At 72.2% G+C, this 12,121-nt stretch carries 14 protein-coding genes; 9 read left to right on the top strand and 5 right to left on the bottom strand.

From position 1 onward, the window contains the following. Positions 1 to 55: 55 nt before the first annotated feature. Positions 56 to 682, top strand: a complete 627-nt coding sequence (locus tag Q0818_RS09685; RefSeq protein WP_298873949.1) for a TetR/AcrR family transcriptional regulator — start codon at positions 56 to 58, stop codon at positions 680 to 682. Here Q0818_RS09685 and Q0818_RS09680 read toward each other — a convergent pair. Together Q0818_RS09680 and Q0818_RS09675 are read right to left on the bottom strand one after the other, a co-directional pair. Further along, the gene (locus Q0818_RS09680; protein WP_298873947.1) at positions 669 to 1,664 is read right to left on the bottom strand and encodes an o-succinylbenzoate synthase; all 996 of its coding nucleotides are present in this window, start codon (positions 1,662 to 1,664) and stop codon (positions 669 to 671) included. The two genes, Q0818_RS09685 and Q0818_RS09680, sit on opposite strands and share 14 nt — an antisense overlap. Before the next feature lie 16 nt (positions 1,665 to 1,680). Continuing rightward, entirely contained in the window at positions 1,681 to 1,860 is a 180-nt protein-coding gene (locus tag Q0818_RS09675; RefSeq protein WP_298873945.1) for a hypothetical protein, read from the bottom strand. Between the two features lie 94 nt (positions 1,861 to 1,954). Between Q0818_RS09675 and Q0818_RS09670 the strand changes: the two genes are divergently transcribed. Further along, positions 1,955 to 2,752: an LLM class F420-dependent oxidoreductase gene (locus tag Q0818_RS09670; RefSeq protein ID WP_298873943.1), complete on the top strand. Its 798-nt coding sequence runs from the start codon at positions 1,955 to 1,957 to the stop codon at positions 2,750 to 2,752. A 78-nt stretch (positions 2,753 to 2,830) separates the two neighbouring features. Here Q0818_RS09670 and Q0818_RS09665 read toward each other — a convergent pair whose 3' ends face one another. Then, positions 2,831 to 3,010, bottom strand: coding sequence for a hypothetical protein (locus tag Q0818_RS09665; protein ID WP_298873941.1), 180 nt, complete (start codon positions 3,008 to 3,010; stop codon positions 2,831 to 2,833). Between the two features lie 106 nt (positions 3,011 to 3,116). On the opposite strand from Q0818_RS09665, the gene Q0818_RS09660 reads away from it, so the two are divergent. From Q0818_RS09660 to Q0818_RS09650, 3 genes are read left to right on the top strand one after another with little or no spacing between them, the layout of a single operon-like run. Continuing rightward, entirely contained in the window at positions 3,117 to 4,019 is a 903-nt protein-coding gene (locus Q0818_RS09660; protein ID WP_298873939.1) for a 1,4-dihydroxy-2-naphthoyl-CoA synthase, read from the top strand. A gap of 16 nt (positions 4,020 to 4,035) precedes the next feature. Beyond that, complete coding sequence (locus Q0818_RS09655) at positions 4,036 to 5,238, top strand: AMP-binding protein (RefSeq protein WP_298873937.1); 1,203 nt, start codon at positions 4,036 to 4,038, stop codon at positions 5,236 to 5,238. A gap of 11 nt (positions 5,239 to 5,249) precedes the next feature. Continuing rightward, a complete protein-coding gene (locus Q0818_RS09650; RefSeq protein ID WP_298873935.1) occupies positions 5,250 to 6,221 on the top strand; it encodes a 1,4-dihydroxy-2-naphthoate polyprenyltransferase in 972 nt (323 codons plus the stop codon). 191 nt (positions 6,222 to 6,412) lie between these two features. On the opposite strand, the gene Q0818_RS09645 is transcribed toward Q0818_RS09650, so the two are convergent. Beyond that, on the bottom strand, positions 6,413 to 6,739 hold the full coding sequence (locus Q0818_RS09645) for a DUF4229 domain-containing protein (protein ID WP_298873933.1): 327 nt from the start codon (positions 6,737 to 6,739) through the stop codon (positions 6,413 to 6,415). Positions 6,740 to 6,847: 108 nt separating this feature from the next. On the opposite strand from Q0818_RS09645, the gene Q0818_RS09640 reads away from it, so the two are divergent. The 3 genes from Q0818_RS09640 (at position 6,848) to Q0818_RS09630 (ending at position 10,063) form a co-directional block, all read left to right on the top strand. After that, entirely contained in the window at positions 6,848 to 7,273 is a 426-nt protein-coding gene (locus tag Q0818_RS09640; RefSeq protein WP_298873931.1) for a PLDc N-terminal domain-containing protein, read from the top strand. 7 nt (positions 7,274 to 7,280) lie between these two features. Beyond that, positions 7,281 to 9,059, top strand: a complete 1,779-nt coding sequence (menD, locus tag Q0818_RS09635) for a 2-succinyl-5-enolpyruvyl-6-hydroxy-3-cyclohexene-1-carboxylic-acid synthase (RefSeq protein WP_298873929.1) — start codon at positions 7,281 to 7,283, stop codon at positions 9,057 to 9,059. Between the two features lie 146 nt (positions 9,060 to 9,205). Continuing rightward, complete coding sequence (locus Q0818_RS09630) at positions 9,206 to 10,063, top strand: polyphosphate kinase 2 family protein (protein WP_298873927.1); 858 nt, start codon at positions 9,206 to 9,208, stop codon at positions 10,061 to 10,063. A 1-nt stretch (position 10,064) separates the two neighbouring features. Here the strand turns inward: Q0818_RS09630 and Q0818_RS09625 are convergent, their stop codons facing one another. After that, positions 10,065 to 11,279, bottom strand: coding sequence for an isochorismate synthase MenF (locus Q0818_RS09625; RefSeq protein WP_298874250.1), 1,215 nt, complete (start codon positions 11,277 to 11,279; stop codon positions 10,065 to 10,067). Between the two features lie 272 nt (positions 11,280 to 11,551). On the opposite strand from Q0818_RS09625, the gene Q0818_RS09620 reads away from it, so the two are divergent. After that, a complete protein-coding gene (locus Q0818_RS09620) occupies positions 11,552 to 12,115 on the top strand; it encodes a DUF402 domain-containing protein (protein WP_298873925.1) in 564 nt (187 codons plus the stop codon). Positions 12,116 to 12,121 lie beyond the last annotated feature (6 nt).

The following is a 12,121-nucleotide window of genomic DNA, read 5'->3' as shown; positions in this document are numbered from 1 at the left end:
AGACCCTCGGGCGTGGTGTCGAACCTGGATGTCGCCCGAGAACAGGAGGCCCCGGATGACCGATTCCGCGCCCGCGACGACGCGCCGCCGCGAGAACACGCGCATCCGCCTCATGGATGCCGCAGCCGAGATGTTCGCCGAGGTCGGCATAGACGCCGCGTCGGTCGAGGCCGTCTGCGAGCGCGCGGGTTTCACCCGCGGGGCGTTCTACTCGAACTTCGGCTCGAAGGAAGAACTCTTCCTCGCCCTGTGCGCCCGGTCGGCGGAGACCACGATCGCGGCGGTGCGCGAGCGCGTCACCTCGATCGAGAGCCGCGGCCTCGAAGACGCCGGCGACGTGCTGCAGCTCGTCCAGGAGGTGCTCGAGGCCACCGGCGAAGACCGCCTCGACGTGCTCCTGGGAGCCGAGACGCGTCTGCAGGCTCTGCGCAATCCGGGTTTCGCCGAGGCCTACCTGGCCCTGAACCAGGGGCTGGGGGAGAGCGTCACGCAGCTCGTCCGCGACATCGCCGGTGCGCGGGGGCTCTCGCTGCGCGTGCCCGCCGACGTGGCGACCGACCTCCTGCTGTCGGTGTGGATCACGACCTCCGAGACGGCACTGCTCACCCGTCAAGCGCCGTCCGAGTCGCGGTCCGGCCTGGCCGAGCGGCTGTCGCAGGTGGTCGGGCTCATCCTCGAGTGAGCAGGTCGTAGCAGCGGCCGAGGCGCGCCAGCCACCAGTCGCGCCGGTCGTCGTCGGCCGCCACACGGTCGAGATCCGCACCGGACGGGCGCGGACGCTCGAGGGGCAGCACCCCACCCCGGGCCACGAGGGGGGATGCCAGGACGTCGGTGGTGAAGAGCGACGCGGTCCCCAGTCCGCAGTCGTAGGGCAGCTCGGGCAGGGATGCCGCCAGCGCCGCGCCCATCGACAGGCCGATCGAGGTGTCGAGGGCGCTGGAGACGACGACGGGGAGTCCCGCCTGCAGCACGATCTCGCGGGCCGCATGGACGCCGCCGAGGGGCTGCGCCTTGATGACGAGCAGATCGGCCGCGCCGCTGCGCGCGACCCGGAGCGGGTCGGCGGCCTTCCGGACGCTCTCGTCGGCGGCGATCGGGATGTCGAGGTAGCCGATGCGCTCCCGCAACTGCACGAGCTCCTCGATCTCGGCGCACGGCTGCTCGACGTACTCCAGGTCGAACGCGGCCAGGGCGTGCACCGCGCGCTCGGCCTCGTCGACGTTCCACGCCGCATTGGCATCGACGCGCACCCGCCCCTCCGGGCCCATGCTCTCGCGCACCGCCCGCACCCGCGCCACGTCGTCGGCGAGGGTCTGCCCAGGCTCGGCCACCTTGACCTTGACCGTCCGGCATCCGTCGTATCGGGCGAGGAGACCCGCGACCTCGGATGCCGCCACCGCGGGCATCGTGGCGTTCACCCCGACACCCTCGCGGACCGGGGTGGGCGCTGCGGTCCACCCGTAGTCGATGGCCCCGGCGAGCCAGGTGGCGGCCTCGACGTCGCCGTATTCGACGAAGGGTGAGAACTCCGTCCACCCCTCCGGCCCCTCGAAGACCATCGCTTCGCGCACCAGGATGCCGCGGAACCGGGCGGCGAGGGGGAGTGAGACCACCCGCGCGGTGGACAGGATGTCGGCGAGCGGGGGGAGGGCGACGGTGCTCATGCCCTCATCATGTCGCTCAGCGGGGTCCGCCGCCGCCGAACCCGCCGAACCAGAACGTCTGGCGTTCGGCGGTGTAGGAGGAGAGGTCTTTCTGCGAGTCCAGGGACCGCTGAGCGTCCTCGGCCTGCTCGTGCGTGCGGCGCGGACCGAAGAGGTAGTCGCGCAACCGCGATAGCTTCGACATCTTCTTCGCCATGATGACTCCGATCGTCGGGAACCCTCCACGCTACGGGCGATCGAGCCCGTGGTCCACCCGTCCCGGCGCGCGGGCACGGGCATAGGCTGACGCCATGCTCTTCGACACTCCGGTACGGCTCGGCGTCCAGATCCAGCCGCAGCACGTGCAGTACTCCGACATCCGCGACGCCGTCTTCCGTCTCGAGGAGATGGGCGTCGACGTCCTGTTCAACTGGGACCACTTCTTCCCGCTCTACGGCGACCCCGACGGCGAGCATTTCGAGGCGTGGACGATGCTGTCGGCCTGGGCCGAGCAGACCGAGCGCGTCGAGTTCGGCGCCCTGGTCAACTGCAACAGCTACCGCAACGCCGACCTGCAGGCCGATATGGCCCGCACCGTCGACCACATCAGCAAGAAGGGCGGCGACACCGGCCGCTTCATCTTCGGCACCGGTTCGGGCTGGTTCCAGCGCGATTACGACGAGTACGGCTACGAGTTCGGCACCGCGGGCTCGCGCCTGAACGCCCTCGCGACCGACCTTGACCGCATCGCCGCTCGCTGGTCGAAGCTCAACCCCGCCCCCACCCGCGAGATCCCGGTCATGATCGGCGGCAAGGGCGAACAGAAGACGCTTCGCATGGTCGCCCGGCACGCCCACATCTGGCACAGCTTCGTCACGCCCGACGAGCTGCCGCACAAGTTCGAGGTCATCGAGCGCTGGGCCGAGACCGAGCAGCGCGACCTGTCGACCCTCGTCGTGTCGAACGAGCTCAAGGACCGCGACGAGGACGTCGCCGACGCCCTCTTCGAGGCCGGTACGCGCCTGTTCACGCTCGGCTTCTCGGGGCCCGAGTGGGATTACTCGCTCGTCGAGCGGTGGCTGCGCTGGCGCGACGCCAAGAACGCGTGACAGCGGGCACCCCGACTGAACAGGGGTGCCCCGCGACGACAGCGGCACTCCGAACCGGTCGGGGTGCCGCTGTTGCGTTCACGGCGTGAACTGCGCCCCGCCCGAGGTTCCGGTCCCGTTCTTCACTGCCTCGCCGGCGTAGTACGACGTCTCGCTCTGATGGTTCATCGAGCGGCGCGCGTCCTCGGACTGGTCGTGCGAGGGGGCACCCAGGAAGTACTCCCGGATGCGTCCCAGAATCGACACCTTCTTCGTCATGATGACTCCGATCGTCGGGGGTGCCCACGCTACGGTTCTTCCCGAGATCCGTCCACAGGTCGGCGCCCGACGGCCGTGGCGCGGCGCCCGCGCGTAGGCTGAAACCGTGACCGTCTCCGAGCTCTTCGACCCCGCGGAATGGACCCTGGCGCCCGGCGCCGAGGACTACACCGACATCACGGCCCACGTCACCCACGACGGTCGCGTCGCGCGCATCGCGTTCGACCGCCCGGAGGTGCGCAACGCCTTCCGACCGCACACCGTCGACGAGCTGTACCGCGCCCTCGACATCGCCCGCCAGGACCACCGGATCGGCGTCGTGCTCCTGACCGGCAACGGCCCGAGTGCGAAAGACGGCGGCTGGGCGTTCTGCTCGGGGGGCGATCAGCGCATCCGCGGGCGCGACGGGTACAAGTACTCCCACGAAGACGACGTCGTGCACGATCCGGGCCGCGCCGGACGCCTGCACATCCTCGAGGTGCAGCGCCTCATCCGGTTCATGCCGAAGGTCGTCATCGCCGTGGTCCCCGGCTGGGCGGCGGGCGGCGGCCACTCGCTCAACGTCGTCTGCGACCTGTCGATCGCCAGCCGCGAGCACGGCCGCTTCAAGCAGACGGATGCCGATGTCGGCTCGTTCGACGCCGGATACGGCTCGGCCTACTTCGCGCGCCAGATCGGGCAGAAGTTCGCGCGCGAGATCTTCTTCCTCGCCGAGGAGTACTCCGCCGAGCGGGCGTACGAGATGGGCGCGGTCAACCGTGTCGTCGCGCACGCCGAGCTCGAGCGCGAGGCGCTGTCGATGGCCCGCACGATCCTGACGAAGTCGCCCACCGCGATCCGCATGCTCAAGTACGCCTTCAACGCCGTCGACGACGGACTCGTCGGTCAGCAGCTGTTCGCCGGCGAGGCGACGCGTCTCGCGTACGGCACCGACGAGGCCGTCGAGGGTCGTGACTCCTTCCTCGAGAAGCGCGAGCCCGACTGGTCCGACGTGCCGTGGCACTACTGATCGCCGGGGCTCCGGCGTGAGGCTCGAGCCGCCGGCATCCACGGATCCGCGCGACGTGCTGCGCGCGCTGCGCGCGGCCGTCGTCGGAGCCGGTCCCGCCGTCGCCCTCGGGGGCGGGGCGCTGCCCGACGACGTGCCACCCGGAACCGCCGTCGTCGTGACGACCTCGGGATCGACCGGGGTGTCGAAGTCGGTCGTGATCAGCCAGAACGCCCTCATCTCGAGCGCCTACGCGACGGCGGCGCGCATCGGGGAGGGGGCGTGGTTGCTCGCGGTGCCGGCGACCTACGTCGCCGGGGTGCAGGTGCTCGTGCGCGCCCTGCTGGCCGATCGGGAGCCGGCGGTCGTCGCGGGGCCCTTCCGCCCCGAGCCCTTCGCGGCGGCGGCGCGCGGAATGGCGTCGCACGACAACGGCGCCCGCGTGCCGACCTACACCTCCCTGGTTCCCGCGCAGCTGCAGCGGCTGCTGGATGCCGCGGACGCCGATGCGACGGTGGCCGAAGCGCTGCGCTCGTTCGAGGCGATCCTCATCGGCGGTCAGGCTCTCGCGCCCTCGGTGGCCGAGCGGGCGGAGGCGCTCGGCGCCCGGATCGTGCGCACGTACGGCTCGAGCGAGACGAGCGGCGGCTGCGTCTACGACGGCGTACCGCTCGACGGGGTCGGGATGTCGGTCGTCGACGGCGAGGTGCGCCTGTCGGGGCCCACGCTCGCGGAGGGGTATCTCGGCGACCCCGAGCGCACGGCATCCGTCTTCCCCGTCGACGCCGACGGCACGCGCTGGTACCGCACGGGCGATGGGGGCGAGATCGTCGACGGCGTGCTGCGCGTGACCGGTCGGCTCGACAACGTCATCGTCTCGGGCGGCGTGAACGTCTCTCTCGATCGGGTGGAGGCGGCCGTGCGCGGTATCGCCGGTCTGGAGTCGGCGGTGGTCGTTCCGATCCCGGATGCCGAATGGGGACAGGGATCCGCGGTGGTCGTGCCGGGCATCTCGCCGGCCGACGAGACCGCCGCGCTCGAGCGAATCCGCGCGGCGGTGGGGGCCGCGATGGGAGCGCCGGCGCGCCCGGCGCGGGTCGTGTCGATCGACGAGCTCCCGACCCTGTCGTCGGGCAAGCCCGATCGCGCGGCCCTGCGTGCGGCACTCGCCCGCGACCCGCGGGCTCAGGCGCACCCGTCGGGCAGCGGCTCGACCGTGCACGGGTCGGACCGGGCATAGGATTTCCCTCCGTGGCAGCACCCTCTCGCAAGCGTTCGCACCCCGCCAAGAAGCGTCGCCCCGGCGGCAATCCGCAGAAGGCGAGGGCGGGTGCCCCTCAGGCCGTCGCTCCGGCCACCGCGCGCGACTGGATCGCCGCCGCGCGCCTGCGCACGCTGCCGCTGGCGATCACCCCGGTGCTGATCGGAACGGGGGCGGCGACGCTCGTCGACGAGCAGCTCCACTGGGTGATCGCGCTCGCCTGCCTCGCGGTGGCGTTCGCGCTGCAGATCGGCGTCAACTACGCCAACGACTACTCCGACGGCATCCGCGGGACCGATGACGTACGCGTCGGTCCCGGGCGTCTGACCGGCGGTCGCAAGGCGAAGCCCCGCACGGTGCTGATCGTCGCCCTGGCGTTCTTCGCGCTCGCCGCGGTGATCGGCCTGGCCCTCGTCATCCGCACGGGGCAGTGGTGGCTGATCGCGGTGGGGGCCGTCTGCATCGTCGCCGCGTGGTTCTACACCGGGGGCAAGCGTCCCTACGGCTACAACGCGATGGGCGAGCTCTTCGTCTTCGTGTTCTTCGGTCTCGTCGCCACCCTCGGCACGACGTGGCTGCAGGTGCAGGCTCTACCCCAGGAGGCGTGGTTCGGTGCCGTCGCCGCGGGTCTTCTCGCGTGCGCCGTGCTGCTGGCCAACAACCTCCGCGACATCGACCAGGACCGCCTCGCCGGGAAGCGCACGCTGTCGGTGCTGATCGGCCGGCGCCCCACCCAGGTGCTGTTCACGCTCTTCGTGCTCGTTCCGTTCGCGATCGCCGTGTTCCTGGCGTTCGTGTACCCGATCGCCTGGCTGACCTTGATCGCGTTGCTCGGGGGCCTGGCCGCGATCCTCATCGTGTGGACCTACCGGACGCCCCGCGAGCTCATCACGGCCCTGCAGGTGACGAGTTTCACGTCGGTGGCCTACGGCGCGCTGCTCTTCTGGGCGTTCGCGGGCTGAACCGCGGGGCGAACGGAACCGGGCGGCGGGCGCAGCGCCGCGCCTCGACCGCCGCCCCTCATGCGTGGCGGTCGGGAGTCCGCGCGCCGAGCGGGCGGCACGATGCGTCGCGAATGCCGATGGCCGGCCGACGGGTGAACGGCGCCGCGTGATGCTGCCGGGTAATCGATCCCCTCGGCGAGGGCCGGCTCTCAGCCCGCGGCGGGCCGCTGATCGCGATCGACGTCGGCGCGCGTGGCATCCACCACGGCGTCTTCGACGTCGGCGTCGGAATCCGCAGCGGAGCGGCGGCCGGTCGGCGTGCTGCGCTGCGCGCGGCGCTCGACGAGTCCGCCGGTGACCTTCTCGAGGGGACGACGCAGGAACAGCAGCGAGAGGCTGAAGCCGATGAGGGCCGCGAAGATCGCGGCGAGCCACGGCAGCTCCTGGAACACCGGGAACAACAGCAGGATGCCGAGGGGCACGAGGAAGGCGAGCAATCGCAGCACCGTGTAGACGAGGGCCGAACGTGCACGCATTGCTTCATTCTACGGCGGCGGCCTCTCGGTCGATCCCCGGTCGTTCGACGGTGGGGGATGACGAGGAGCTCCGGGCCCTCGCCCAGCCGACGCACGTAGAATCAGGTCATGGCACGGCTGCTCCTCATCCTGGCGTTCGTGGCGGTCCTGTTCTGGGTCTACACGATCGTCGACTGCGCTGTGCAACCCCCCTCTCGGCACCGCGGGGTCGGCAAGGCGGCGTGGATGGCCATCGTCATCCTGCTTCCGGTGCTCGGCGGCATCCTGTGGTTCCTCATCGGTCGCGGCCGAGCGAGCCAGACCGTGGTGCGTCGCGCCCCCGACGACGACCCCGAGTTCCTCGGGCGCATGACCGCCTCGGCGCGCGCCGAGCAGGACGAGCGCATCCGCCGCCTCGAGGAGGAGCTCGCCCAGCTCGACGCCGACGCCGACGAACCGCCGCGCCCGCCGCTCCCGACCGACCCGGGCGACACCCCCGAGGGCGGCAAACCCGGCGACGACGACACCCGCGGCCAGCGCGGCACCGTCGGCTGAGCCGCTCGTGACCTCGCCGAACGATCGGTCCGCCGCGCCCGCGACCGATGCGGCCGCAGCGCTCCTCGCCGGCCTCGTGGCCCGCGGCGTGCGGCACATCGTGGTCAGCCCGGGCTCGCGGTCGCAGGCCCTCGCCCTCGTCGCCGCCGAGATGGAGCGCGCGGGTCTCGTCGAGCTGCACGTCCGCATCGACGAACGCGTCGCCGGTTTCACCGCCCTCGGCATCGGCCGCGAGACGGGGATGCCGGCGGTCGTCGTCTGCACCTCGGGCACGGCCGTGGCGAACCTCGTGCCCGCAGCGCTCGAGGCGCATCACGCCGGAGTGCCGCTGCTGCTGCTGACCGCCGACCGCCCGCCGGAGCTGCGCGGAGTCGGAGCGAATCAGACCACCCGGCAGCCGGGCCTGTTCCGTTCGGCGGCCCGGTACGAGGCCGATCTGGCGGTCCCCGAAGCCGTCGATCACCTCGGCGACGGCGAGCAGACCGTCGCTCTCGATCAGGTCGCGGCCGAAGCGCTCGCGGCGTCCCTCGGCGAGGGAGCGCGGGCCGCGGGCCCGGTGCACCTCAACGTGCCGTTCCGTGAGCCCCTCGCCGGCGCCGCTCCATCGTGGCTCGGCGCGCGGGCGGCATCCCGAGCCGTCGAGGCCGCCCCGGTCGACGACGCCGACGTATCGGGAGCGCTCTATCAGGGCGGGGGCGGGATCGGCGTCGCCGACGTCGCACCCGAGACCGAGGCGGCGCACGCGGTCGCCGCGGGGCCCCGCACGATCGTGGTCGCGGGAGCCGACGCGGGACCTGCCGCCGAGCAATTCGCCCACGACGGCGGCTTCCCCCTCGTCGCCGAGATCGTCAGCGGCGCGCGGTTCGGCCGACACGTGGTGCACGGCTACCGCGCCCTGCTGAGCGACCCCGCTCTCGGCGGGCGGGTCGAGCGCGTCGTTGTCTTCGGTCGCCCGACCCTCAGCCGCGAGGTCACCCGCCTGCTCTCGCACGACGACGTCGAGGTCGTCGCGGTGCGCGGTCCCGGCGAACCGGTGAACCTGAACGGGACGACGCTCGCCGTCGACGCCGTGCGGGCGACGGGTGCGGCCGACCGCGCGTGGCTCGGCGAGTGGATGCGCGCCTCGCGCGATGCCGCCGTCGACCTGTCGCCGCCCGCTCCCGACGCCGACGGCCTGGCATCCGTCGTCCCCTCCGAGCGGCTCGGGGCGATCAACGCCGAGGTCGCCGTGTCGCGCGCGCCCGTCGACCGCGCCGCCCTCGTCGATGCGCTGTGGCGGGCCACCTGGCCGCACGACCGCCTCGTGTTCGGCTCCTCGCGCATCGTGCGCGTGGCCGACGAGCTGCTCGGCGGCAAGAAGGTGACGGTGCACTCCAACCGCGGCCTCGCCGGCATCGACGGCACGATCGCGACCGCCACGGGCGTGGCCCTCGCCAGCCAGGTCGACGAGCGGCCGGGCGTCACTCGTCTGTTGCTGGGCGACCTCGCCTTTCTGCACGACATGGGCGCGCTGCTGCTGCCGCCCGGGGAGCAGGAGCCTCGCCTGCAGGTCGTCGTCGGCAACGACGGCGGCGGCACGATCTTCGACGGTCTCGAGGTGGCATCCGTCGCCGGTGACGACGCGATGACCCGCGTGCAGTACACCCCGCAGAACGCGCGACTCGAGCAGCTCGCCCTCGCCTTCGGGTGGGAGTACCACCGCTGCACCACCCGCGTGGCTCTCGATCAGGTGCTCACGGCCCCGAGCGGGGGACGACAGCTCATCGAGGTGCCGCTCCCGCGCTGAGCGATGTCGCACGCCCCGCGCCGACCTGTGCCGGGGTCCGATCCCGCGCGGTCCGTCTCGGACGATCCGTTCTGTGGCCCCTCCCGCACCGCGCCCGCCCGCGTCAATCGCTGGTGTCGGAACGGATGCCAGGGCACCATGTCGGGATGAGCAGAAGCCAGAGATGGTCCACGCCCGCCGCCGATGCCCTGCGCGTCGACCCGGGGTTCCGCCTAGCCGACATCGACACGCGGTCGACGCCCGGCTACGACGGCGACAAGGACGCCGGCAAGGCCGACCTCGAGGCGGGCCGCGAGCCGCTCGAGGGCTTGCAGGAGCGGCTCTTCGCGGAGAGCATCGCCGGCACCGCGACCGGCTCGGTGCTGCTGGTGCTGCAGGCGATGGACACCGCGGGCAAGGGCGGGATCGTGCGGCACGTCGTCGGGGCCGTCGACCCGCAGGGCGTCGAGCTCGCCTCGTTCAAGAAGCCCACGAGCGAGGAGCTCGCCCACGACTTCCTCTGGCGCATCGAGAAGCGGTTGCCGAACACCGGTCACATCGGGGTGTTCGACCGCTCGCACTACGAGGACGTGCTGATCGGCCGGGTGCGCTCGCTCGCGTCGGCCGACGAGATCGACCGCCGCTACGGCGCGATCGTCGCGTTCGAGGCCCAACTGGCCGAGATGGGCATCCGCGTGGTCAAGGTCATGCTGCACATCTCGAAGGACGAGCAGCGCGAGCGTCTCGCGAAGCGGCTCGACCGCCCCGACAAGCACTGGAAGTACAATCCCTCCGACGTCGACGAGCGCACGCTCTGGGACGACTACATGGAGGCCTACCAGGTGGCCATCGAGCGCACCTCGACGCCGGTCGCCCCGTGGCACGTCGTGCCGGCGGACCGCAAGTGGTACGCGCGTCTCGCGGTGCAGCAGTTGCTGATCGACGCGCTGGCCGACATCGATCCGCAGTGGCCCGCGGCCGATTACGACGTGGAGGAGGAGCGCCGGCGGCTCGCCGCGTCGTGACTCAGGCCAAGGCCTCGACGATCGGGCGGAACTTCACCCGTGTCTCCAGCAGCTCCGACTCCGGGACGCTGTCGGCGACGATGCCCGCTCCGGCGTAGGCGGTGATCGGGGCGGTCGGCGACGACGGGGCGGCGCGGTCGATCTGGGCGCATCGCAGCGCGATCGCCCATTCGCCGTCGCCCGACGCCCCCGTCCACCCCACGGCCCCGGCGTAGCGGCCGCGGTCGAAGGGCTCGAGGCGGCGGATGACCTCCATCGCCGCGGCGGTCGGCGTGCCCGCGACAGCCGCGGTGGGATGCAGCACCGACAACAGGTCGAGCGATGACGCGTCTTCGCTGAGCACGCCCTCGACGTCGGTCGCGAGGTGCCAGACGTTCGGCAGCTTCAGGGTGAAGGGTTGCTCCTCGGCCGCGAGCGACGACGTGTGGGGCGCCAGGGCCTTCAACACGCTCTGCACCGCGAAGCGATGCTCGTCCTGATCCTTCGTGCTCCGGGTCAGACCGACGGATGCCGCGACGTCGGCGTCGGCGTCTCCGCCGCGCGCGACGGTGCCGGCGAGCACGCGCGCGGTCACCGTGCCGTTCGACACCGTGACCAGCGTCTCGGGGCTCGCGCCGATGAGGCCGTCGACGGCGAACACCCAGCAGTCCGGGTAGCCCTCGAGCAGGGAGCGCACCAGTCGTCGCAGGTCGGACCCCGCGGGCACCGTTCCGGCGATGTCGCGGGCCAGCACCACCTTGGCGACCTCGCGGGCGCCGATGGCCTCGATCGCCTGGCGGACGGCATCCTGATACTTCTCCGCCGTCTGCCGACCGGGGCCGAGCGTGGCCGACCAGTGCGGACCGAACGGGGAGCGCGGCGGCAGCTCGGGCTCGGGCCCGTCGGGGGTGTCGTCGAAGGCCAGGCGCGTGACCCAGGCACGGCCGCTGTGTCGACCGACGATGGTCCCGGGCACGCGCAGCACGTTCTCGCGCTCGGACTGCGGGTCGAAGACGAACGACCCGAAGGCGACGAGGCCGGTGCCCGGCAGCTGCACGGGGTCGTCGACCTCGGCGGCGGCCGCGATCGCGCGCCAGCGTTCGGAGATGGTCGCGTCGCCGGGCTGCTCGCCGGTGTAGCGCAGCGTCAGCAGGTCGCCGAACGCGGCGAGCGATTCGCCGCGCCGGCTCCAGAACAGCGGATCGTACGGCGTCGTGTACGCGAGCACGTCGTCCATCGGGGCCAGCTCTCGTGTCACCACGCGCAGGCGCGGCACGACGTCATCCGCGGGTTCGAGCACGTCTTTCAGCGTAGACCCGCGCTGATCGGTGCGGAGGTGCGCGGCATCCGGATGCTCCAGCGTCGAGCAGACGCGGCCCACACGACGCAGGAGACCCCGCTCGTGGGGCCGTCGCCGCGCGGACTTTCCCGCGTCGCGCTCCCGAACTCCCGCGGTGCGTCCGCGAGCGCGCGGAGACCCGTGGTGGGGAGCGTTTTAGACTCCGGAGCATGGAAAACCGTCCTGCTCCCGGCACCCGCCTGCTCTTCGAGTGGCGCAAGTGGGACGGCTCGCCGCACTGGGTGCAGGACAGCGTCTACCTGGGCTCCGACGAGTGGGGCGAATGGTTCGGCCAGCAGGTGGGCTGGCGCAGCGCGCGCCCGGGCGCCGAGTTCGTCTGCCGTCAGCCGAACGTGACGCTCGTGCCCGCGAGCGGCGACTGGGCCTTCACGCACAATGCCCACCCGCACCCCGTGGCCGTGTACATCGACCTCGCGTGGGACGTGCGCTGGCACGACGACGGCGTGCCCCGCGGCATCGACATGGACCTCGACGTGGTGCGCCGCACCGACGAGCGCGGCACCTGGATCGACGACCGCGACGAGTGGGACGAGCACCGCGTGCGCTACGGCTATCCGCTCGACATCGTCGAGCACCTGGATGCCACGGCCACCGATCTCGAGCGACGGGTGCGCGATCGCGAGGCGCCGTTCTCCGACGCGGTCACCGGTCCGTGGCTCGAACGCCTGGCGGCGCTGGCAACCCCCGGCGACGACCCCGCGGCGCGCGCCTAGACTCGA

Source organism: uncultured Microbacterium sp. (genome assembly GCF_947489255.1).
Taxonomy (GTDB): Bacteria; Actinomycetota; Actinomycetes; order Actinomycetales; family Microbacteriaceae; genus Microbacterium; species Microbacterium phycohabitans.
The sequence above is the reverse complement of the archived record's forward strand: the minus strand, read 5'-3'. Positions and strand labels throughout refer to the sequence as shown.

Bases quoted from the DNA above. Each gene is read 5' to 3' on its own strand.
- Q0818_RS09685 (WP_298873949.1), top strand. From the start codon at position 56: ATGACCGATTCCGCGCCCGCGACGACGCGCCGCCGCGAGAACACGCGC.
- Q0818_RS09680 (WP_298873947.1), bottom strand. From the start codon at position 1,664: ATGAGCACCGTCGCCCTCCCCCCGCTCGCCGACATCCTGTCCACCGCG.
- Q0818_RS09675 (WP_298873945.1), bottom strand. From the start codon at position 1,860: ATGGCGAAGAAGATGTCGAAGCTATCGCGGTTGCGCGACTACCTCTTC.
- Q0818_RS09670 (WP_298873943.1), top strand. From the start codon at position 1,955: ATGCTCTTCGACACTCCGGTACGGCTCGGCGTCCAGATCCAGCCGCAG.
- Q0818_RS09665 (WP_298873941.1), bottom strand. From the start codon at position 3,010: ATGACGAAGAAGGTGTCGATTCTGGGACGCATCCGGGAGTACTTCCTG.
- Q0818_RS09645 (WP_298873933.1), bottom strand. From the start codon at position 6,739: ATGCGTGCACGTTCGGCCCTCGTCTACACGGTGCTGCGATTGCTCGCC.
- Q0818_RS09640 (WP_298873931.1), top strand. From the start codon at position 6,848: ATGGCACGGCTGCTCCTCATCCTGGCGTTCGTGGCGGTCCTGTTCTGG.
- Q0818_RS09630 (WP_298873927.1), top strand. From the start codon at position 9,206: ATGAGCAGAAGCCAGAGATGGTCCACGCCCGCCGCCGATGCCCTGCGC.
- Q0818_RS09625 (WP_298874250.1), bottom strand. From the start codon at position 11,279: ATGGACGACGTGCTCGCGTACACGACGCCGTACGATCCGCTGTTCTGG.
- Q0818_RS09620 (WP_298873925.1), top strand. From the start codon at position 11,552: ATGGAAAACCGTCCTGCTCCCGGCACCCGCCTGCTCTTCGAGTGGCGC.